At 71.9% G+C, this 21292-nt stretch carries 18 protein-coding genes and 1 pseudogene; 10 read left to right on the top strand and 9 right to left on the bottom strand.

What is annotated here, in order from left to right; translation table 11 throughout:
- Nucleotides 1–37 precede the first annotated feature (37 nt).
- On the top strand, nucleotides 38–466 hold the full coding sequence (locus H1D24_RS08440) for a PPOX class F420-dependent oxidoreductase (protein ID WP_181656789.1): 429 nt from the start codon (nucleotides 38–40) through the stop codon (nucleotides 464–466).
- A 63-nt stretch (nucleotides 467–529) separates the two neighbouring features.
- Here the strand turns inward: H1D24_RS08440 and H1D24_RS08435 are convergent, their stop codons facing one another.
- The 5 genes from H1D24_RS08435 to H1D24_RS08415 all read right to left on the bottom strand — a co-directional run bounded on the left by H1D24_RS08435 (nucleotide 530) and on the right by H1D24_RS08415 (nucleotide 5403).
- The gene (locus H1D24_RS08435) at nucleotides 530–1138 is read right to left on the bottom strand and encodes a GTP-binding protein (RefSeq protein WP_181656788.1); all 609 of its coding nucleotides are present in this window, start codon (nucleotides 1136–1138) and stop codon (nucleotides 530–532) included.
- On the bottom strand, nucleotides 1119–1529 hold the full coding sequence (locus tag H1D24_RS08430) for a DUF742 domain-containing protein (protein WP_181656787.1): 411 nt from the start codon (nucleotides 1527–1529) through the stop codon (nucleotides 1119–1121). Before H1D24_RS08430 ends, H1D24_RS08435 begins: the two co-directional genes overlap by 20 nt.
- Nucleotides 1530–1547: 18 nt before the next feature.
- Nucleotides 1548–1985, bottom strand: a complete 438-nt coding sequence (locus H1D24_RS08425; RefSeq protein ID WP_181656786.1) for a roadblock/LC7 domain-containing protein — start codon at nucleotides 1983–1985, stop codon at nucleotides 1548–1550.
- Nucleotides 1982–4561 (bottom strand): sensor histidine kinase, encoded by a 2580-nt coding sequence (locus tag H1D24_RS08420; RefSeq protein ID WP_181656785.1) that lies wholly within the window; start codon nucleotides 4559–4561, stop codon nucleotides 1982–1984. Before H1D24_RS08420 ends, H1D24_RS08425 begins: the two co-directional genes overlap by 4 nt.
- Nucleotides 4562–4629: 68 nt before the next feature.
- Nucleotides 4630–5403: an MHYT domain-containing protein gene (locus H1D24_RS08415; RefSeq protein WP_181656784.1), complete on the bottom strand. Its 774-nt coding sequence runs from the start codon at nucleotides 5401–5403 to the stop codon at nucleotides 4630–4632.
- Between the two features lie 149 nt (nucleotides 5404–5552).
- On the opposite strand from H1D24_RS08415, the gene H1D24_RS08410 reads away from it, so the two are divergent.
- The 4 genes from H1D24_RS08410 (at nucleotide 5553) to H1D24_RS08395 (ending at nucleotide 9442) form a co-directional block, all read left to right on the top strand.
- Nucleotides 5553–6152, top strand: a complete 600-nt coding sequence (locus tag H1D24_RS08410) for a class I SAM-dependent methyltransferase (RefSeq protein ID WP_181656783.1) — start codon at nucleotides 5553–5555, stop codon at nucleotides 6150–6152.
- Nucleotides 6153–6318: 166 nt separating this feature from the next.
- Complete coding sequence (locus H1D24_RS08405) at nucleotides 6319–6594, top strand: hypothetical protein (protein ID WP_181656782.1); 276 nt, start codon at nucleotides 6319–6321, stop codon at nucleotides 6592–6594.
- A gap of 467 nt (nucleotides 6595–7061) precedes the next feature.
- Entirely contained in the window at nucleotides 7062–7925 is an 864-nt protein-coding gene (locus tag H1D24_RS08400; RefSeq protein WP_181656781.1) for a hypothetical protein, read from the top strand.
- Between the two features lie 134 nt (nucleotides 7926–8059).
- Entirely contained in the window at nucleotides 8060–9442 is a 1383-nt protein-coding gene (locus H1D24_RS08395) for a tannase/feruloyl esterase family alpha/beta hydrolase (RefSeq protein WP_181656780.1), read from the top strand.
- A 65-nt stretch (nucleotides 9443–9507) separates the two neighbouring features.
- On the opposite strand, the gene H1D24_RS08390 is transcribed toward H1D24_RS08395, so the two are convergent.
- Complete coding sequence (locus tag H1D24_RS08390) at nucleotides 9508–9690, bottom strand: tail-anchor membrane protein (RefSeq protein WP_067284255.1); 183 nt, start codon at nucleotides 9688–9690, stop codon at nucleotides 9508–9510.
- Between the two features lie 234 nt (nucleotides 9691–9924).
- Nucleotides 9925–10980, bottom strand: a complete 1056-nt coding sequence (locus H1D24_RS08385) for an acyl-CoA desaturase (protein WP_181656779.1) — start codon at nucleotides 10978–10980, stop codon at nucleotides 9925–9927.
- Between the two features lie 246 nt (nucleotides 10981–11226).
- Here H1D24_RS08385 and H1D24_RS08380 point away from each other — a divergent pair, with 246 nt between their 5' ends.
- Nucleotides 11227–14166 carry an SCO1167/SCO6262 family helicase gene (locus H1D24_RS08380; RefSeq protein ID WP_181656778.1) on the top strand — a complete coding sequence of 980 codons (2940 nt, stop codon included), beginning with the start codon at nucleotides 11227–11229 and terminating at the stop codon, nucleotides 14164–14166.
- The gene (locus H1D24_RS08375) at nucleotides 14163–15527 is read left to right on the top strand and encodes an SWIM zinc finger family protein (protein ID WP_258563946.1); all 1365 of its coding nucleotides are present in this window, start codon (nucleotides 14163–14165) and stop codon (nucleotides 15525–15527) included. Before H1D24_RS08380 ends, H1D24_RS08375 begins: the two co-directional genes overlap by 4 nt.
- 27 nt (nucleotides 15528–15554) lie before the next feature.
- On the opposite strand, the gene H1D24_RS08370 is transcribed toward H1D24_RS08375, so the two are convergent.
- A complete protein-coding gene (locus H1D24_RS08370; protein ID WP_181656777.1) occupies nucleotides 15555–16130 on the bottom strand; it encodes a hypothetical protein in 576 nt (191 codons plus the stop codon).
- 458 nt (nucleotides 16131–16588) lie between these two features.
- Nucleotides 16589–17755 carry a xylose isomerase gene (gene xylA, locus H1D24_RS08365; protein ID WP_181656776.1) on the bottom strand — a complete coding sequence of 389 codons (1167 nt, stop codon included), beginning with the start codon at nucleotides 17753–17755 and terminating at the stop codon, nucleotides 16589–16591.
- 209 nt (nucleotides 17756–17964) lie between these two features.
- On the opposite strand from xylA, the gene xylB reads away from it, so the two are divergent.
- The 3 genes and pseudogenes from xylB to H1D24_RS08350 all read left to right on the top strand — a co-directional run.
- The gene (xylB, locus tag H1D24_RS08360; protein ID WP_181656775.1) at nucleotides 17965–19407 is read left to right on the top strand and encodes a xylulokinase; all 1443 of its coding nucleotides are present in this window, start codon (nucleotides 17965–17967) and stop codon (nucleotides 19405–19407) included.
- 171 nt (nucleotides 19408–19578) lie between these two features.
- Complete coding sequence (locus tag H1D24_RS08355; protein ID WP_181656774.1) at nucleotides 19579–20778, top strand: ROK family transcriptional regulator; 1200 nt, start codon at nucleotides 19579–19581, stop codon at nucleotides 20776–20778.
- A 272-nt stretch (nucleotides 20779–21050) separates the two neighbouring features.
- Nucleotides 21051–21292, top strand: a pseudogene (locus H1D24_RS08350) (hypothetical protein); the annotation flags it as partial.

Here is a 21292-nt window from a genome sequence, read left to right as displayed (position 1 = left end):
TCCCCACCGCCGGGTCCCGGGCAAGCAGGATGGAGGCATGGCACAGAAGATGACCGATGATGAATGGCGGGCCTTCGTCTCGCAGGGCACCCGCACAGGCAAACTGTCGACCGTCCGGGCCGACGGCGGTCCGCACGTGACACCGATCTGGTTTCTGCTGGACGGAGATGATCTGGTGTTCAACACCGGGCGGGAGTCGGTGAAGGGACGGAATCTGGCACGCGACGGAAGGGTGGCGCTCTGCGTGGACGACGACCGTCCGCCGTACGCCTTCGTCATACTTCGCGGACATGCGGAACTGTCCGAGGACGTCGACGAGGTGCGTCACTGGGCGACGCGGATCGGCGCTCGCTACATGGGTGAGGACAGGGCCGAGGAGTTCGGAGCGCGCAACGGCGTGCCGGGCGAGCTTCTGGTGCGGGTGAGGATCGATCAGGTCGTCGCCCAGGCCGGGGTCGCGGACTGATCAGTCCCGACGTCAGGATCCCCGGACGCCAGGATCAATCACTCACCTCACGGTCGGCAGTCGTCACCCGACCGAGTCGAGCAGCCGGGCGGTGTGCATCCGCCCGGCGTACTCGACCAGCCGGATCAGCACCTCCTTTCCGGAGTCGCGGTCGCGGGCGTCGCACAGCACCACCGGCGTGCCCCGGTCGAGGTCGAGGGCGCGTGACACGTCCGTGGCACCGTAGGTGCGCGCGCCCGGGAAGCAGTTCACTGCCACCACGAACGGGATGCGCCGGTGCTCGAAGTAGTCGACGGCGGGGAAGCAGTCCTCGAGCCGCCGGGTGTCCGCCAGCACGACAGCGCCGAGCGAGCCCTGCGACAACTCGTCCCACAGGAACCAGAAGCGGTCCTGACCCGGTGTGCCGAAGAGGTAGAGCGACAGGCCCGCCCTGATGGTGATGCGGCCGAAGTCCATGGCCACGGTCGTCGTGGTCTTCTGGTCCACGCCCTCGGTGTCGTCGACCGACTGGCCGACCTCGCTCAGCTGTTCCTCGGTACGCAGCGGACGTATCTCGCTGACCGCGCCGACCAGGGTGGTCTTGCCCACCCCGAATCCGCCCGCGACCAGAATCTTCAACGCCATTGGGGCCGTCGTGCCGCCACCCGCGGACTCAGAGCGCTCGGAGCCCATTGATTACCTCCCTGAGGATCTTTTCGTCGGGGAGCTGGGCGGGCGGCACGGGTCGGCTGACCGTGACGCAGCCCAGCTCCAGGAGGTCGCCGAGCAGCACCCTGACCACACCCACGGGCAGATCGGCACCGGCGGCCAGTTCCGCGACCGACTGGGTGTCGATGCGGCACAGTTCGATCAGCGCACGGTGCTCCGGCCCGACAGCCGTTTCGTCGTAGCGCGGCGCGTTCTCGTCGAGCGTGATGAGCGCGATGAGGTCGAAGTACGCCCCGGCCGGGCCCGGCCGGGTCCGGCCGCCCGTCATCGCGTAGGGGCGGACGAGGGGCCCCGCCTCGTTGTCGTACCACCGGCTGTCCGGCATCCCCGGGCCGACGGGCCTGTCCTCGGTCATGTGCGTCGCCGCCCTCGGTCATCCGCCGGCCGGCGGGCGCGCGGGCACGCGCGCGGGAGTGTGCAGATGCTCGCCCACCCGCTTCACCAGCCGGGCCATCTCGTACGCCACGAGACCGATGTCGGCCGTCGCGGCGGTGAGAACGGCGAGGCAGGAGCCGCTGCCCGCGGCGGCGACGAACAGGAAGCCGTCGTCCATCTCCACCATGGTCTGGCGCACTCCGCCGATGCCGAACTGGCGGCCCGCACCCTTGGCGAGGCTGTGGAAGCCCGAGGCCACGGCGGCCAGATGCTCGGCGTCCTCGCGGGTGAGGGCGCTCGAGGCGCCAACGGCCAGCCCGTCGTTCGACAGCACCACGGCGTGCCGGACTTCGGCGGCGCGAAGCACCAAGTCGTCCAGCAGCCAGTCGAGTTCACCGGATCGCTGGGCGGGCCCCGTCCTCGGGTCCTGGATCATGCGTGGTCTCCTTCGCTGCTGTCTGCGCCCGGCCCGGAGCCGGGTCTGCGGGGAGCGGAGCCGGCGCCGGGCGGCCGGCCGCCGCCGCGCGCCCAGCCGTCGCGGTACGCCGCCATGCGCTGACGCACCTGCTCGGGACTGCGCTCGTGGTTGTCCTGGGTGCTCGTGGCCGGTGCCGGTTCCTCGGCGCGGTGTTCGCGCAGCTGGGGAGCGAGGCTCGCCTGGCGTATGCGGCGAGGCAGCCCGTCCGGCCCGTGTGCGTCCGAGTCCTCCCCGGAGGGCTGCCGGTGGAGGCGGAGGGTGGCGACGCCCGGTGGAGGCGCCGGTTCTGAGGGGATGTCGGACGCCTCCACGGCGGCCTGGACGGGTGCGACGAGCGCGGGGCGGGGTGCGCGGTCGCCTGGGACGGAGCTGTGGTCGCCATGCTGCAGGCCCGGTTGTTCCTGCACGCGCGCGTAGTGCCGCTCCTCACCCACCGCCGTGTCCGCCGTGAGGGCTGTGGGGAGTTCGGCCGCACCGGTGTGCAGCAGGGCGGTGGGCAGCAGAACGACCGCCGTGGTGCCGCCGTACGGAGACGTACGCAGGTGCACTTTGATGCCGTGGCGGGCCGAGAGCCTGCTGACCACGAAGAGCCCGAGCCGGTCGCTGTCGAACAAGTCCAGCGCCTCGGACTGTGCGATGCGCCGGTTTGCCTGCTCGAGAGTCTCCTTACCCATGCCGAGCCCGCGGTCCTCGATCTCCAGGGCGTAGCCGTTGCCGACGGGCTCGCCGTTGATCCACACCTTGGTGTGGGGCGGCGAGAACTGAGCAGCGTTCTCCACGAGTTCGGCGAGGAGATGGGTGAGGTCGGCGACCGCGGAACCGATCACGGAGGCGTCGGGGAGGTGTCGTACCTCCACGCGCGCGTAGTCCTCGATTTCGGAGACCGCCGCGCGCACCACGTTCGTCAGCGAGACGGGCATCCGCCAGGCGCGGCCGGGTGCGGATCCCGAAAGGATGATCAGGCTCTCCGCGTGCCGCCGCATACGGGTGGTCAGGTGATCGAGGCGGAAAAGGTCACCCAGCTCGTTCGGGTCCTCGGCCCTGCGCTCCATGCTGTCGAGGAGGTTGAGCTGGCGGTGGACGAGGACCTGGCTCCGGCGGGCGAGGTTGACGAAAACACCGGAGATGCCGCTGGCGAGTTCCGCGCGTTCGACCGCGGCGCGCAGTGCGGCCCGGTGCACCGTGCTGAGGGCTTCGGAGACCTGACCGACCTCGTCCTCGGCGGGCGGCCCCGGCGGGGCCTCGGCGCGGATGTCGATCTCCTCGCCGGAGCGGAGCCGCCGCATGGCGTGCGGGAGTTTGCGGCGGGCGATCTCCAGCGCGCTGTTGCGCAGGCTGACGAGTTCGACGACGAGGCCGCGTCCGATGCGTACGGAGATCACGAGGGAGGCTGCCACCGCTGCGAGCCCGAGGAGGACGGCGGCGCCTGCCGACGTGAGGAGTCCACGTGTGAACGGATCGGCCCGGTCCGCGGCCCAGCCCGCCGCATCCGACTGGATGGTGAGCAGCTCGCCCTGCACGGTCGCGTGCGCCGGGTCCCACGCTGCCGCCGGGGCGGCTTCTGCCGCCTTGCGGCCGGCCGGCGCGCGAAGGACCTTGTCCTCGACGGCGGTCATCGCGGCGTAGGCGCTGCCGTCCGCAAGGTCGCGCCAGGCGGCCCGGTCGGGTCCGCGCAGATCCGCGGCCGCCGAGTCGGTAAGGGTCCGCCTGGTGTCGACAGCGCCGGTGAACAGCCGCAGCCGCTCACCGTCGAGGGAGCCGGTGAGACGCGCGCTGGACAGCAGCGCGTCCTCGCGTGCCAGCATCTCGCCGGCCTGGGAGAACTCGAGCAGCACGCGCGCGTCGGAGCCGAGTTCGGCGTCCTGGATTCCGGTGAGGGCGCCGCCGACGCCGAAGGCGTTGGAGATGGTCTCTGTGTACTGCTCGTACGTCTCAGCCCAGCCCGCCCGGCGCTCCACCACCGCGGTGCGCAGGGTGCGCAGGCGCTCGGCGCCGTCGACAAAGGTGCTGAGACGTTCCGCCACACCGGTGGGCAGGTCGGCGCCGTCGGCGACTGTGTGCCCCTTGCCGAGTCGGAGCTTCGCCACGGCTCGGTCTGTCCGTCCGGCGAGTTTCCTCAGCTCGACCTCTCGTCCGGCGGACGGTTGGGTTGCGTACCGGGCAGCAGCGGATCGTTCCACCTGGAGGGCGGCGACCGCGTCGGCGACCGGGGCACGGACCTCGGCGTCGACGCGCTGCAACTGGCGCAGTCGCGCGACGTCCTGGGCGGTGCTGACGGTGGCGTGCGCCCACAGGGCCAGCAGGGACATGACCGGCACCATGAGCAGGCAGACGATCTTCGCTCGTACTGTGCGGGGCCGCATCCGCCATCCCGCGCGCGCGGGAGGTGAGGGGGCCTGAGGTGATGCCTCGGCGCCCGCGTTCATGTCGGGGTGCTCGTCTGCGGGTGGTCCGGCGTGGGCGCGGCGGCCACGGGCCGGGGGCGCGGTACGGGGCGGTGCGCCGGTCGTCTGGTTCCTTCGGGGTGTGCGCATGGCCTCCTCGCTCGTAAGGGTTCGGGGCGTGCCTGCCGGACCGTCGCCGTCGCCGGCCCGGACCGCCGCTATCGGGCGAGGCTCTCGACCGGCCGCTGGGCCGACGCGGAGGCCTCGCGCTCCCCCGCGGTGGGAGACAGCGCGACAAACGCCGAGGTCAGGAACAGGTAGGAACCGAGGCCCACGGCGAGGGGGAAGATGAACTGCATGACCGTGGCCCCGGGCAGTGCGGCGCTGGAGGGGGCGACCTGCACGCTCACCGCCATCATTCCGGTGTAGTGCATGCTGCTCACCGCGCCGCCCATGACGAGAGAGGCCACGGCGACCGCGATGGGCGACTTGATGTTGAGCGCCGCCCAGAGTGCCGCGGTCGCCGCGACGACGGCGATCGCGACGGAGAGCCCGACGAGCAGCGGGTCGTAGTTCACATCGCCGTGCAGGCGCAGGGCCGCCATGCCGAGGTAGTGCATGCTCGCGACGCCGAGTCCCGTCGTCAGGCCGCCCAGTACGAGGGCCCGGCCACGGTCACGGCTGTATCCGACGGCGAAGACGCCCGCGCCGACGACGATCATCGCGACGATCAGGCTGAGGATGGTCAGCGGCACGTTGTAGCGGATCTCCGTGCCGCTGACGCTGAAGCCGAGCATCGCCACGAAGTGCATCGTCCAGATCCCGGTACCGATGGCAGAGGCGGCGGTGATGAGCCAGTTGCGGCGTGAGCGTCCGGTGGCGGCGAGCGCGCGAACGGTGCAGCGCAGCCCGAGGGCGGCGCCGATACATGCCATCACGAATGACAGCACGGGGGTAAGCCAGCCGAAGGCGGCGTGGTCCAGGTGTCCCATGGCCCAGGGACGCTAGCCGCGGACAAGGCGCACAACGGGCGCATTTCGAAACCTGCTGGAATATGACAAAGAGATGTACCTGAACGATCGCGTCACGCTCGAACATGTGCATGGTGCTCGCGTGCTCGACGGTGGAGGATCATGGGTGCATGAGCGACGACCACACACGCGTTCAGGAGTTCTTCACGGCCCGCGCGGCCGACTGGGACGCACGTTTTCCCGACGACGGTCCCGCCTACCGCGCCGCCGTCGGGGAACTCGGACTGCGCCCGGGTGACCGTGTTCTCGACGCGGGATGCGGCACGGGACGCGCACTGCCCGCGCTCCGGGACGCCGTGGGGCCGAACGGGGTGGTTCTCGGCGCCGACGTGACCCCGGCGATGCTGGAGTCCGCCGTACGGGCAGGCCGGGACCGTGCCGGGCACCTTCTCCTCGCCGACGTCGCACGGCTGCCCCTGAAGGCGGAGTCGCTCGACGCCGTGTTCGCGGCCGGCCTGATCGCGCATCTGCCGGAACCGGCCGAGAATCTCCGGGAGTTGGCGCGGGTGGTGCGCCCCGGCGGTCTGCTCGCGCTTTTCCACCCCATCGGGCGGGCGGCTCTGGCCGCGCGGCAGGGCCGCCGGATCACGCCGGACGACCTGCGGGCCGAGAACAATCTCCGCCCGCTGCTGGCCGGCTCGGGCTGGCACATGACGTCGTACGCCGACGAGGACGCCCGCTTCCTGGCGCTGGCCGTGCGCCGGGCGTGAGAGCGCGAGGACAGAAGTCCCCGGCCCGTCGGCCGAGCGCCGAGCGCCTGCGGTGGTCGCATGGATGGGCAGCCTGGACCTCTTCTGCCGCCCGTCTGCGGCCTTTACGTTGAGCAGCACATATGAGCGACCTATGGTGGCGGTCCGACAGGGGGAAGGTGGCCACATGTTTGACAGGCTCCGAAAGTTCTTACGCGGCCAGGCGGCAGAACCGGTGCAGAAACGTACGCACAACGTCTTCGAAGCGGCGGCCGTCTACGTCTCGGCATGTGCCGAGGACGATCAGGACCAGATCGACGAGGCGGCTGCCTGGGTGTCGCCGGAGGCCCTGTCCCTCGGCGTCAGAGAACTCGCGTGCCGCGCGGTCATCGCGCTCGCCCGGGAGCGTGACGAATCCCCTGAGGCCGTCGCTCGTACACTCCTCGGCCTGCCTGGCGCCTGACATCGGTGTGGGTGGGGTCCGGGCAGACCAGAGCGGCACTCACGGAGATGCCCGTCTCGGCGGCGTGCGCGAGCCGTTCACGCACCTCGCGAACAGTGCGCGGACGGTAGCCCGGACCGCAGCCGCAGCAGGACTGGCGGAAACGGACACCTGACATGAGGACGGCAGTCAGGGCTCGCCAGGCCCCGGTGTCCCGGCGCTTGGGCACGGCGAGCGCCGTACCCGCGTTCAGCAACTGGCCGCCGCACCGCGGGCAGATGTCGACCCGCACGCGCGCGTGGTCGGGCGCCTTCTTGAAGGACACGCGGCACGGCAGGCAGACGAAGTCCGTACGGGATCCGGACATGTCCGTGATCATAGGCACCGACTGGCGTCGACCACGATCGAATTCCTGTCCATAGGCCCTCGACGAGCTCCTCCGCGAATGGTTAGGGTGCGCCGACGAACGATGCGATGGGGAGGCTGGGATGGCCGGGACGGACGAGGCCGTCGCCGCTGCCGGGGACGACGCGCTCTACGTGCTGACCGCGGTGCTGCTCACACCCGCTCAGTTCCCGAGCGTGCTGGGCGACGACTACCCGGAGGCGTGCGGGGCACTGGGCCTCGCACCGCTCGCCGACGGCTACGGCCTGGTGCTCGGTCAGGACGGCGAGGGTGCGCGCTGGACGGTGGTCGTCGACGACGTGTCACTGGTCGCCGTCGCGATCGCGTCCTGGGACTGCGGCATGGAGTACGACCTGTCCCCCGACGAGCGCTCCGTGGTGGCGGCTCTGCCGGGCTGGCCCCTCGCGGTGGCGGTCGCCGCGCCCGGCGTGCCCGCTCCGCACGATCCCGAGCCGGACCCCGGACTGGCCGACCGGCCGCCGCTCTCACCGCCCGACACCAGCACCTGGGGTCCGGCGCAACGACGGCTGGGAGCGGACGAGATAGCGCTCCAGTGGACGGCCTGGCGGGAGCAGATCGACGACGCCGACTTCGCGCCACCCAGCGCGCCGGACGGCGACGGCGACAGCGACGAGGCGTCTGCCGGGGCAGACGGCCAGAAGGACGGCGCACACAAGCCGCACAGCGGCATCCGGCGGGTCCTGGCGGAGGCGCGTGCCTATGTGGACATTCCACCGCCCCTGGGACGCGTGCGTTCCTCCTTCGCGTCAGGCGAGGCGCGCACGCTGCGTGCCGACGGCCCGGGCTGGTCCTTGGTCGCCCGGACCGACGACATCGCGTTCGTACTGCTCGACGACGAGCCCGGAGAGGTGCTTCCGGTCGGCCGCGGACCTGAGCTTCCCGGACTTCTCGAGGCGCTCGACAAGATGGCGGTACGTCCCTCCTGAGGCACACCGGGATACGCGTCCCACACATAACGCCCCTGGCCTATATAGCCCGAACCCATAGCTGCCCTCTGACGACGACAGCACGATGAGGCCGCCCACCCGCTGCTTCTTCATGCCGTGCCACGGAGGCTCTCATGCGTGTGTCCAGAGGTGTTCCGCTGCTCGCCGCTGCTCTGCTGGCGGTGGTCGCCACGGGCCCGGCCGCCGCCGGGTCAGCGGCCGACCGCCCGTCGGATCCCGACGGTGCTCACTGCGACAGGCAGGAACACGTCCGGGTCCCGGGCGCCGAACACCAGCAGCTCGCCTGCCTGCCGGACCTGACGACGGCCGCCCTGGCCGGAACGCCGTACACGGACACGGCAGACCAGGCCGGCCTCACCGCGGCGGGCACCCGCAACCCGTCCGGGGTGCCCGGTCTGCAGATCGACGGGTACTTCCCCGACACCTCGCACTCCAACGCCACGCACGGCTGGCAGCACGACGCGCAGTTCGTGATCCGCCTCCCCGACCGCTGGAACGGGGGTCTCGTGGTGACGGGCGCGCCCGGCACCCGCAAGCAGTACGCGACCGACAAGGCAGTCTCCGACCATGTGCTGTCCCTGGGATACGCATACGCCGCCACCGACAAGGGCAACAGCGGGCCCGACTTCTACCGCGACGGCAACCGCCCGGGCGACGCCGTCGCCGAATGGAACACACGCACCACCCAGCTCACGCGCGCCGCACGGCAGGCGGTGGCGAAGCGCTACGGGCAAGCCCCGCGGCGCACCTATATGACCGGGATCTCCAACGGCGGCTACCTGACGCGCTGGCAGCTCGAGAACCACCCCGAGCTGTACGACGGCGGCATCGACTGGGAGGGCGCACTCTGGACGGCGGACGGCCCCAATCTGCTCACCTCGCTGCCCACGACAGTGGCCCGGAGCCTCGGGAAGGCCCGGGACGAGGATCTGTACGCCGTCGGCTTCTCGCGCGGTTCCGAGTTTCTGTGGCCGTATCACGAGAAGGCGTACTGGGGGGTGACGCAGAAGATCTACCGTGCCGAGTTCGACCCGGCGTACGACCCTGAGTGCCCGGGCTCCTCGGCCGGTTCGACACCGCAGCAGATCCTGGCGCCGTGCGCCTCGGACGCGGCGTACGACTACGCGTCGCGCCCCGCTTCCGTCCACCGTGCCGTCGCTCGCATATCACTGACCGGCCGGATCGGCAAGCCTCTGATCACGCTGCACGGCGATCTCGACGCGCTGCTGCCGAAAGCCGCCGACTCCGACGTCTACGCCCGGATGATCGACAAGAGCGGCCGTGACCGTCTGCACCGCTACTACACCGTCGAAGGCGGCACGCACACCGACGGCCTGTACGACACGTATCCGGACCGGCTGCGGCCCATCCTGCCGTGCTACCAGGCGGCCTTCGACGCGCTCACCGCGTGGGTCGAGGACGGGTCCGCGCCGCCCGCGGACCGTACCGTCGGCAGGCCCGCGAGCGGCGATGTCGTCAACTCCTGCAATCTATAGGCCAGTCCTGCGATCTGTAGGCCAGTCCTGCGATGTGTAGGCCAGTTCGACCGGCAGCGGCCGTGTCAGCGGCCGAGCTCCTTGCGTGTGACACGGCGCAGCCTGCGCCGCTGCGAGGGGTCGAGGGCCAGATACGCCGCTGCCGGCACCCCGAGGATGATCAGGAGGGCAGCCCACCAGGGCAGCCAGATCCACAGGATGAGTCCGGCCGCCACACCTCCTGCGGCGATCTTCGCGTTCTTCGACATGTGTCGCCTCCTTCGCGGCTGCTGCCGCTCTCTGCCTTGAGAACGGCCTGCTGTTCCCGGCGGTTCCAGGTCACCACCCTGATACGACCCTGACGTGCATCCCCTACTCGCCCCCGAGACGCGTCCTCCTACCAAGCGGCCTCGGGGAAGTGCGGGTGCGCTCCCGCGTCGTTCGGTGCGTGCTGTCGGCGTGCCGGGCGGCGTGGGGGCGTGCCTGAACTTCCCCGAGGCCGCTTAGGCCCTGAGGGGCTCCCCCACCTCGTGCATGTGGCGCAGCGCCTGGCGGTAGGAGTCGACGAGCCCGGTCTCCGTGTAGGGAATGCCGAGGTCACGGCAGTGGGCTCGCACCAGGGGCTGGGCGAGCCGCAGGTGGGGCCGCGGCATGCTGGGGAAGAGGTGGTGCTCGATCTGGTAGTTGAGCCCGCCCAGGAACCAGTCGGTCACCGGGCCTCCGCGGATGTTGCGCGAGGTGAGCACCTGGCGGCGCAGGTGGCCCCAGCGCTCGTCCGCGTCCGGGTCGGGCATGTCCATGCCCTTGTGGTTGGGTGCGAAGGCCAGGCCCAGGTGCAGTCCGAACAGGGCCTGGTGCAGCGCCGCGAAGGCGACGGCCTTGCCCGGGGACATCGTGGTGAGGAGCAGGGTCGCGTAGCCCGTGACATGCGCCAGGAGGAGGAGTCCCTCGACGGCTCGCTCGCGCGGCGGTTGCCGGCGCAGGTCCCGGAAGCCGTAGACCTTCAGGGCCAGGCCTTCGAGAAGCGTCAGCGGAAAGAAGAGCCAGGCCTGGTTGCGCGTGAGCCAGCGGCGGAAACCGGCCCTGGTGCGCGCCTGGTCACTGGTGAAGACCAGGACGTCGGCGGCAACGTCCGGGTCCTTGTCGATGTGGTTGGGGTTGGCGTGGTGGCGGTTGTGCTTGTCGTTCCACCAGGCGTAGCTCATCCCCAGGAGCAGATTGCCGTGGACGAGGCCGATGGCGCGGCTCAGGGTCCGGTTGGCGGTGATCTGCGCATGGCCGGCGTCGTGGCCGATGAACGCCGTCCGTGCCGACAGGACCGCGAGCAGCGGCGCCAGGAGCAGCGTCCACCATGAGTCGCCCAGCAGCACGACGGCGGTGACCGCGGCGCCCAGCGCGAGCGCATTGACCGCGATGCCCAGCGTGTACCAGGCGGTGCGGCGGTCGAGCAGCCCCTGGCCCCTGACCGTGCGCAGAAGGGGCGCGAACTCACTTCCGGCGGGCGGTTTCCCGGCAGCGTCCGGGAAGCGCTCCGCAGTGGCTGCGGCAGCCTGGATCATGGCAGGTCTCCGGTCTCTCGCTGGTCGTCTGACCTCATGAAACGTACGGATCGGTGACCTACGGCGACCATGGAGCCACCACCCGTGCCGAGCCTGGGGCAGGCCCGCATGACATGGGGTGCTGACCACCCCCTGGGGGTGGGGCAGTCCGGACGGCCGCGGCGAACGCCCTCCTCGGGGTCCGGGAGTGAGGTAACCTCGACGACTCCGGTCTCAGTAGTCAAATTTGAGGAATGTGGCATCGCTGTGCATGAGCCGCCTGCAGCAACACCCTCCGAGATCTCAGAACTGTCCCGCTGTTCCGTCGTCTTCGTACCCGCCGATCCGGCGCGTGGCGGCAGCGTCGCCTTCTGGCACGCCGACGGAAGCGCGCCGCCGAGGGCGGCCGGGGGCTCGGTCGAGCACCTGACCGTCGCCCTGCCCGGTGATGACTGCATCGAGCTCGTGGGCGTACCCGCCCTGGTGATGCCCGTGCGGCAGGCCCTGCCTGTGCTCACACGCGCGCGTGCCCATGCGCAGGCGCATCCGGCGGCAGCCTTCTGGGGAGCGGCAACGGTGCTGGCGCTGCAGCTCGTCGCACGCGGTCTGTTGTTGCCGGGGCTGACGCCGGCCGACCACGACGCCTGGCGTGCGGGTCCGCTGCGGCCGGAGGACCTTCAGCGGCTACGCGACCACGCCGCCTCCATGCCCCCGGGAGCTCACGCGGTCCCGATCGACGGCGCCGGGCCGCCGCGGCTGCCGGACCCCGAGCATCTGCTGCGCGCTTTCCTCGACGCCGTGGCCGACTCGCTGCCGCGCTCCCCCGCCGCTCCGCTCGCGGCGGGCGGTCCGGCCTTCGCGGCGCAGTGGCCGCAGCACATCCCCGAGCACCGTGCCTGGGCCGCCGATGTGGCCGCGGGGCACGACGCGGGCGTACGGATCTCGCTGCGCGTCGAGGTGCCGGGCCTCGCGTCGGCGGCCTCGGACGACACCGCACTCGCGTTCCGGGCCGTGCTGCAGATGCACAGCGTCAGCGATCCCACGCTCGTCGCGGATGCGGCCGAGGTGTGGACCGCCACGGGCGCGTCAGCGCGGTCGTTCGGGCCCCGCGGGCGCATGGACGCCCTGCTCGCGCTGCGCCGCGCGGCCCGCGCCTGGCCGCCGCTCGCTCCTCTGCTGTCGGCCACCGTGCCCGACGCCGTCGAGCTCGCCGACGACGAGGTCACCGAGCTGCTCGGTGAGGGCGCCCGGCAACTCGCGGCCGCGGGCGTGGAGGTGCACTGGCCCAGGGAACTCGCGCACAAGCTGACCACACTCGCCGTCATCGGCCCTCCGGACGACGGCGGCACGGACAACACCGGACGAACGGACGCCGGTCGAACGGACAGCGCGAGAAACGACGATCTAGGCGACGACCGGACGGCCCGGAGCACCTCCCTCTCCGACGCGCCGTCGTTCCTGTCGGCGGACGCCCTGCTCGTCTTCAACTGGTGGTTCGCACTGGGCGACCAGCAGCTGACCCGCCAAGAGCTGGACCGCCTCGCCGAGGCGAGCCGTCCCGTGGTGCGGCTGCGCGACCAGTGGGTGCTCATCGACCCGGAGGAGGTCCGGCGCGCTCGGGAGCAGCAGGACCGCAAGGTCACCCCGATCGACGCTCTGGGCGCCGTCCTGACGGGTTCCACCGAGGTCGACGGGCGGCGTGTCGAGGTACGGCCCACGGGCTGGCTGGCGACCTTGCGCGAACGGCTGGCCGACCCGGAGGGCATGGAGCCGGTGGGGCAGCCGGCCGCGCTCGATGCGACGCTGCGCGACTACCAGCTGCGCGGCCTGAACTGGCTGGCCCGCATGACCTCACTCGGTCTGGGCGCCTGCCTGGCCGACGACATGGGCCTCGGCAAGACGATCACGCTCATCGCCCTGCATCTGCACCGGCAGACCGATGAGGCATCGGCCGGCCCGACTCTCGTCGTCTGTCCGACGTCACTGATGGGCAACTGGCAGCGGGAGATCGAGAAGTTCGCGCCCGGCTGCCCTGTGCGCCGTTTCCACGGCGGGCGCCGCAGCCTGGAGAGCCTGGCCGACGGCGAGTTCGTGCTCACCACGTACGGCACGATGCGGCTCGACGCCGAGCAGCTCGCCGGTACGCGGTGGGGGATGGTCGTCGCCGACGAGGCGCAGCACGTCAAGAATCCCTACTCCGCCACCGCCAGGCAGCTGCGGAGGATCGGCGGGCACGCGCGCGTGGCGCTCACCGGCACACCCGTGGAGAACAACCTCTCGGAGCTGTGGGCCATTCTCGACTGGACCACACCCGGACTGCTCGGCCGGCTCGGCACGTTCCGCAGCCGCTATGCGCAGGCGGTCGAGGGCGGCCAGGACCCGGCCGCCGCAGAGCGCCTCGCCAAGCTCGTCCGCCCGTTCCTGCTCCGCCGCCGCAAGTCGGATCCGGGCATCGCCCCCGAACTGCCGCCCAAGACCGAGACGGACCGGGCCGTGTCCCTCACCACGGAGCAGACCGGACTGTACGAGGCCGTGGTGCGCGAGACGCTCGCCGAGATCTCGGGTGCCGAGGGTTTCGCGCGCCGGGGGCTCATCGTCAAACTGCTCACCGGGCTCAAGCAGATCTGCAACCACCCGGCGCAGTTCCTCAAGGAAGACGATCCAAGGATCGCGGGCCGTTCCGGAAAGCTGGACCTGCTCGACGAGCTGCTCGACACCATCCTCGCCGAGGACGCGAGCGTGCTCGTCTTCACCCAGTACGTCCGGATGGCCCGGCTCATCGAGCAGCATCTGGCGTCGCGCGGTGTGCCCTCGCAGTTCCTGCACGGCGGCACGCCCGTGGCCGAACGCGAGGCCATGGTGAACCGCTTCCAGGAGGGTGAAGTCCCGGTGTTCCTCCTGTCGTTGAAGGCGGCCGGCACGGGACTGAATCTGACCCGCGCCGGTCATGTCGTGCACTACGACCGCTGGTGGAACCCGGCCGTCGAGGCCCAGGCGACGGACCGCGCGTACCGCATCGGGCAGACCCAGCCCGTGCAGGTGCACCGGATCGTCGCCGAAGGCACGATCGAGGACCGCATCGCCGACATGCTGCTGCGCAAACGCGCACTGGCGGACGCCGTGCTCGGCTCCGGCGAAGCCGCCCTGACCGAACTGACCGATGCCGAGCTGGCCGATCTGGTGGAACTGCGAGGGGGCGACCGATGAGCCGCAGGTACGAAGAAAGCAGCAGCGACGCGGACGACGAGTACGGCCACACGCACGACCATGCCGGCGAAACCCTGAACGAGCCCACCCTTGAACGCACCTTCGCCGCGCTGCCACCCTCGCGCGGGCGTGGCTTCGCAGTGACCTGGTGGGGCCAGGCCTGGCTGAGGGCGCTGGAGGACACGGCTCTGGACGCCGCGCAGGTGAAGTCGGGCCGCCGGCTCGCGCGCGCGGGGGCGGTGGGCGCGGTGTCGGTGCGCCCCGGCCGTATCACCGCGGTCGTCCAGGGCCGGGACCGCACCCAGCACCGCTCGGACGTACTGCTGCAGCAGTTGAGCGACGTGGAGTGGGACCGCTTCCTGGACATGGCCGTCGAGCGTGCCGGGCACATCGCGGCCCTCCTCGACCGCGAGATGCCACCGCATCTGGTCGAGGACGCGGCGGCCGCGGGCGTGGAGCTCCTCCCGGGCATCGGCGATCTCGAGCCGGAGTGCGACTGCGGGACGTGGGACCACTGCGCGCACACCGCGGCACTCTGCTACCAGCTGGCGCGGCTCCTGGACCAGGATCCGTTCGTTCTGCTGCTGATGCGCGGCCGCGGGGAGCGCGAGCTGCTGGACGAGTTGCAGGTCCGCAGTGTCGCGCAGGCCTCCGCGACGGCGGCTCCCGAGGAGGCGCAGGAGGAGGTTCCCGAAGGCGTCGACGCCCAGGAGGCGTACTCCGCCGGACAGATCCTGCCGCCCCTGCCCGCACCGCAGCCCGCACCGCAGGAGCCCGGGGTTCCGCCGTCCCTCGACACGGAGGCGGAGCCCGCGCCCGGTCTTGATGTGCTCGGCCTGGAGTTCCTGGCGGCGCAGGCGGCTGCCGAGGCGCACCGGCTGCTGACCGACGCCCTCGCCGCCGGTCATAAAGACCAGCCTCTCGCATCCGACCTGACAGTGGATCAGGATGCCGTCCGACTGGCTGCCGATGCCCCCGGGACAGAGATCACGGCACGGCTCGCGTCCGCATCGGGCCGGGGCCCGGACGGCCTCGCCCTCGCCGTGCGTGCCTGGCGGTACGGCGGGGCCGCAGCGCTTCCGGTGCTCGACGAGGAGTGGGCGCCCGAGGGGGAAGCACTGGCACGCGCGCGTGCCGCCCTGGAGTCGGCGTGGGAGGACGACGAACGGCCCGAGCTGCGTGGCGCCCGCAACCGCTGGACCGTGGTCGGCACGCAGGAGGTCGGCGCGCAGGCGCAGCTGCGTCTCGGGCGCGACGGCCGCTGGTGGCCGTACCGCAAGGAGCGCGGTCGCTGGGCCCCGGCGGGCCCTCCCGCACACGACCCGGCGACGGCTCTGGCGGTGGCGACCGGCGGCGAGTGAACCGGCGGGCCTGGACGACCACGCCCCTCAGACCAGCGGCTTGGTCAGCTTCCGGTCGCCCGTCCCGTCGTCCGCCGCGAGGCTGCAGGCGACTTTGTCGATGCCCAGCTTGTATCCCGTGGTGTCCGGGTACTGCACCAGCGTGCCGCGTACCGAGCCCGCCGGCTGCTTCTTCGCCTTGGCTGCGAGGGGCTCATCGCAGAGCTCCGTGGCCGCCTTCTTGAGGGCGGCATCGGTCGCGTACGTGCCGTTGAGTTCCGCCACCTTCACGACCTCTGCGTCGTGCGGCCGGCGGCAGGAGCGCTTCGCGGCCTGGCCGGGCCTTGCGTCGTCGGCGTCGAAGCAGTCGCCGGCGCTCAGCATGTAGTACGGCACGTCGTCGCCCACGGCAGACGGGAGCAGCGACTCGATGTCGCTGGGGAAGTCCGAGGGCGGGGAGGGCACTTCGGTGGGAATCCGGGTGGGGAGCTCGGACGGAACACTCAGTGACGGGGTGGGGGTGCGTGCCGTGTTGCTCTCCGCCGGTGTCTTCCTGTCCGGCGAGTCGTCTCCGCTGCCTGCCAACAGGACCACGGCTGCGACGATCCCGAGAGCCACGAGCACCACGAGCACGATGAACAGGCCGCCCTTCCGCCGGCCCGGCTCTCCTGGCGGTCCGGGAGGCGGCGATGGCGGCCAGCCGCCGCCTGAGGGAGGCAGACCGCCGCCACCAGGAGGCCAGCCGCCCCCGGAGGGAGGCTGCCCACCGACCTGGGACGGTGGGCCGTATCCGCCGGAAGGCGGACCGTAGCCACCAGCAGGCGAGCCATACCCTCCGGGATGCGTGCCTCCAGGCGGCGGCCCGAAGCCGCCGCCCCCAGAAGGCGGTGTGTCACTCGGCGGATGGGGAGGCTGAGGCGGTACCGGCGGTATGGCCATACCGTCAAGAGTCGCCTCGAACCGGTCAAGACGCGACCCTGGGGCGGAAGTTGGCGCGCAGGGCACGCATACCGGTCACGGTGCGACCGATTCCGGGCCCTTCCGCCCAGGCCTCGCGGCCTCCCCTCCCCCCAGAGAGACGTTCAGCCCCGCGCGCCCAGCAGGTGGTCCATGGCCAGCTGGTCGAGGTGCTCGAAGGCCATGGAGCGGGCGGCGGCCGCCTCCACGTCGAACTCCTCGAACGAGGCGCGGTCGGCGAGCAGCGCGGACAGGCCGTCCTCGGCGGTGGGCTTGGCCAGCTCGTCGAGGCGCGACGCGCGCAGGGCCTCCTGGACCTCCGGGTCGGCGCGGAAGGCAGCCGCGCGCTCCTTGAGGATCAGGTAGTTGCGCATGCAGCCCGCGGCCGACGCCCACACACCGTCGAAGCCCTCGGTGCGCGGCGGCTTGAAGTCGAAGTGCTTCGGGCCCGCGTAGCCGGCGGACTCGAGCAGGTCGACCAGCCAGAACGCCTGCCGCAGGTCACCCGCGCCGAAGCGGAAGTCCTGGTCGTACTTGATGCCGGACTGGCCGTTGAGGTCGATGTGGTACAGCTTGCCCGCCCACAGGGCCTGGGCGATGCCGTGCGGGAAGTTGAGCCCCGCCATCTGCTCGTGGCCCACCTCGGGGTTGACGCCGACCAGCTCGGGCCGCTCCAGGCGCTCGATGAAGGCGAGAGCGTGGCCGATCGTGGGCAGCAGGATGTCGCCGCGCGGCTCGTTCGGCTTGGGCTCGATGGCGAAGCGCAGGTCGTAGCCCTGGGTGGTCACGTACTCGCCGAGGAGGTCGAAGGCCTCCTTCATCCGGTCGAGCGCGACGCGCACGTCCTTCGCCGCACCGGACTCGGCACCCTCGCGACCGCCCCAGGCGACGTACGTGGTGGCGCCCAGCTCGACGGCCAGGTCGATGTTGCGGATCGTCTTGCGGAGCGCGTAACGGCGCACGTCGCGGTCGTTCGCGGTGAACGCGCCGTCCTTGAAGACCGGGTGCGTGAAGAGATTGGTCGTGGCCATCGGCACCTTCATGCCGGTGGCGTCGAGCGCCTGACGGAAGCGCTTGATGACCGCCTCGCGCTCGGTGTCGCTGGACCCGAACGGGATCAGGTCGTCGTCGTGGAAGGTCACACCGTGCGCGCCCAGCTCGGCCAGGCGCTGGACGGTCTCGACCGGGTCCAGGGCCGGCCGGGTGGCGTCACCGAAGGGGTCCCTGCCCTGCCAGCCGACGGTCCACAGACCGAAGGTGAACCTGTCCTCAGGGGTGGGCTGGTAGCTCATGCCGCGGCTCCTTGCTCGCTCCGACTATTTCGTCATGGCGCTTTACAAATTAGTATGCCAGGGCATCTCTGGGAAGACGGGTCTCGACAAGACCGGCGGATTCGGTCAGAAAACGGGAACCCCGGGACTCGTCAGGGATGCGCAGAGTCCCCCAGAAACAGCGTCGGCCCCCGGTGGGCCCGGCGCGAGCCGCAGAAACGGAGAGCCCGATGTCAGCAGCGGAGGGACCGCTCGTTGTCGGAGTGGACAGCTCGACGCAGTCCACCAAGGCCCTGGTCGTGGACGCCGCCACCGGGCAGATCGTGGCGAGCGGCCAGGCCCCGCACACCGTCACGTCGGGCGCCGGCCGCGAGAGCGACCCCGAGCAGTGGTGGAGCGCCCTGTGCGAGGCGCTGCGCCAGTGCGGCGACGCCGCCCACGAGGCCGCGGCGGTGTCGATCGGCGGTCAGCAGCACGGGCTGGTCACCCTTGACGCGCAGGGCAAGCCGGTGCGCCCCGCGATGCTGTGGAACGACGTGCGGTCGGCGCCTCAGGCCCAGCGGCTGATCGAGGAGCTGGGCGGGCCCAAGGCGTGGGCCGACCGATTCGGCAGCGTGCCGGGGGCGTCCTTCACGGTCACCAAGTGGGCGTGGCTCGCCGAGCACGAGCCGGACGCCGTCCGGACCACAGCCGCCGTCCGACTGCCGCACGACTACCTCACCGAGCGCCTGACCGGCGACGGGACCACCGACCGCGGCGACGCCTCGGGCACGGGCTGGTGGGCGTCGGCCGGCGAGTCGTACGACGAGGAGATCCTCGGCCGCGTCGGCCTCGACCCGGCTCTGCTCCCCCGCGTCGTACGCCCCGGCGAGGTCGCCGGAACCGTGCGCGGCGGTGACCTGCCATTCGCCAAGGGCACGCTGGTCGCCCCGGGCACCGGCGACAACGCGGCCGCGGCCCTCGGCCTCGGCCTGCGTCCCGGCACCCCTGTGCTGAGCCTGGGCACGTCCGGCACGGTCTACGCGGTGTCGCAGCGGCGGCCCGCCGACCCGTCCGGCACCGTGGCCGGCTTCGCCGACGCGCGCGGCGACTGGCTCCCCCTGGCATGCACCCTCAACTGCACGCTCGCCGTCGACCGCATGGCCACGCTGCTCGGCATCGACCGGCAGGCCGTGGAGCCCGGCGGCAGCGTCACGCTCCTGCCCTACCTGGACGGCGAGCGCACGCCGAACCTGCCGAACGCCTCCGGCCTGCTGCACGGGCTGCGCCACGACACGACGCCCGGCCAGCTGCTGCAGGCGGCGTACGACGGCGCGGTGCACTCGCTGCTCGGCGCCCTCGAGCTGGTGCTGGACGAGGACGCGGACCCGACCGCTCCGCTGCTGCTCATCGGCGGCGGCGCCCGCGGCACGGCCTGGCAGCAGACCGTACAGCGGCTGTCCGGCCGGGCGGTGCAGGTGCCGGAGGCCAAGGAGCTGGTGGCTCTCGGCGCGGCCGCGCAGGCCGCCGGGCTGCTCACCGGCGAGGATCCGGCCGCCGTCGCACGGCGCTGGGGCACCGCACAGGGCCCCGTCCTGGACCCGGTCGAACGCGACGAGGCGGTGCTCGGCAGAATCGGCCGGGTACTGTCCGACGCCGCTCCGCTGCTGGACAGGCGCCCGGACGGGTCCTGATCCGGGGCCGTGCGGCCCGAACCGGGACCGCGCTCCGAACCGGAACCGCGACCGGCCGCGACCGCGGGCCGGGGCCCTGGACCCGCCTCGGCCCGGCCCGACCCCGGAGGGACCCACCCGCCCATGGATGCGCAACGACGACACCTGAGGGAGACGAGGACTGAGCGAGGCATGACCGCACCACTGCACGACGCCCGCCGGGGCACGCCCGACACCCAGCAGGGCATGCGTCGCCGCAATCTCTCCCGGGTGATGCACACCGTCGCCGCGGAGGGCCCGTTGTCGCGCGCCGCGGTCGCCTCCCGGATCGGGCTGACGCGCGCCGCCGTCTCGACGCTCGTGGACGAGCTGATCAGGGCGGGGCTGCTCGACGAGCTGGGACCGGAGCGGCCCGGCCGAGTGGGCCGAGGCCGTCCCGGCTCGGCGCTCGCGGTGAGCGGCCGGGGCCCGGCAGGCATCGGTGCCGAGGTGGGTGTCGACCATCTCGCGGTGTGCGCGGTCGATCTGCGCGGCGAGGTACGCGCGCGTGCCGTGCAGTGGAGCGACAACCGGGGCCGGGCCCCGAAACCCGTGATCGAGGAGCTGGCCGCGCTGGTCCGTCAGGTGACCGGCGAGGCGCAGAGCGCCGGCCTGCGCCCGGCCGGGCTGGCGGTCGCCGTCCCCGGCTTGGTGGAACGCGGCACCGGGCTGGTCGTCCGGGCACCGAACCTCGACTGGCACGACACCGACCTCGGCGAGCTCCTCGCCGGGGAACTGCCCGTGACGGTGGACAACGAGGCGAACTTCGGCGCGCTGGCGGAACTGTGGCTGGGCGATGGCACCCCGCCGGACTTCGTGCATGTGTCGGCGGAGATCGGTATCGGTGCCGCGGTGGTCGTCGACGGCCGGTTGCTACGCGGCACACGCGGGTTCGCGGGCGAGCTGGGCCATGTTCCGGTGCGCCCCGAGGGCCCGAAGTGCCGGTGTGGCGGGCGCGGTTGCCTCGAGCAGTACGCGGGTGAGGAGGCCGTCCTGCGTGCGGCGGGCCTCGGCCCGGGCGAGGGCCGCGTCGGGCTGCTCGCCGAACGTGCCGCCCAGGGCGACAAGGACGTACGGCGGGCGCTGCGCGGCGCCGGCACGGCGCTGGGCATCGCACTGACCGGTGCCGTCAATCTCCTCGACCCGCACACCGTGGTCCTGGGCGGGGCGCTGTCCCGGCTCGCACCCTGGCTGCTCCCTTCGCTGGAGCGCGAGCTCGGGAGCCGTACCGCGAGTCTCGCCTGCGGCGTCGCCGTGTCCCGCCTCGGTCCGGAGGGCCCTCTGCTGGGCGCGGCGCACTCGGTCGTACGGGCGGTGCTGGACGATCCGGCGATGGTGGCCAACGGTGTCTGAGGAGCCCCGCTGGGCCTGGACGTTCGGCGGGGCACCACCAGTGGCGCGCATTGCTCCGGGCGCCTTCTGCTGGTCGGAGCCCGCGTACGCTGGGAGGGGACGTTACCTGGAGGTGATCCGGGGAGGCCGCGATGCCCAGTCATTTCCGCTTTCATCTGGATCAAGACGGTCACTCTGTCACCGTCGAGGTCGCACGGCCGTCTGGGACGTCGGAGGTCCTGGTCGACGGAAAGGTAGTCGCCCACCACCGCGGCGGCGGTCACGGTCCGACTGTGCTGGAAGCGGAGCTGCCCGGTGACCCGCCCCAGCCGATCAGTATCACCGTCGATGATCCCCCGGACCGCGACGCTGCCCCTCTGTGCGTGATGGACATCGCCGGCATGCGGTACGTCATGCCCCTCACACCGCTGACCGGCGCGCACTCCAGCCCACCCGCCCGCACGGCTGGACGGGCGAGGCGGCTGCGCCGCCTGCGCCGGCATGTGCGCCGTATCGTGGCGCGGCTGGGCGCGTA

The sequence above is a fragment of the Streptomyces himalayensis subsp. himalayensis genome (assembly GCF_013778455.1).
Taxonomy (GTDB): domain Bacteria; phylum Actinomycetota; class Actinomycetes; order Streptomycetales; family Streptomycetaceae; genus Streptomyces; species Streptomyces himalayensis.
This window is presented reverse-complemented; position numbering and strand designations above follow the sequence as displayed.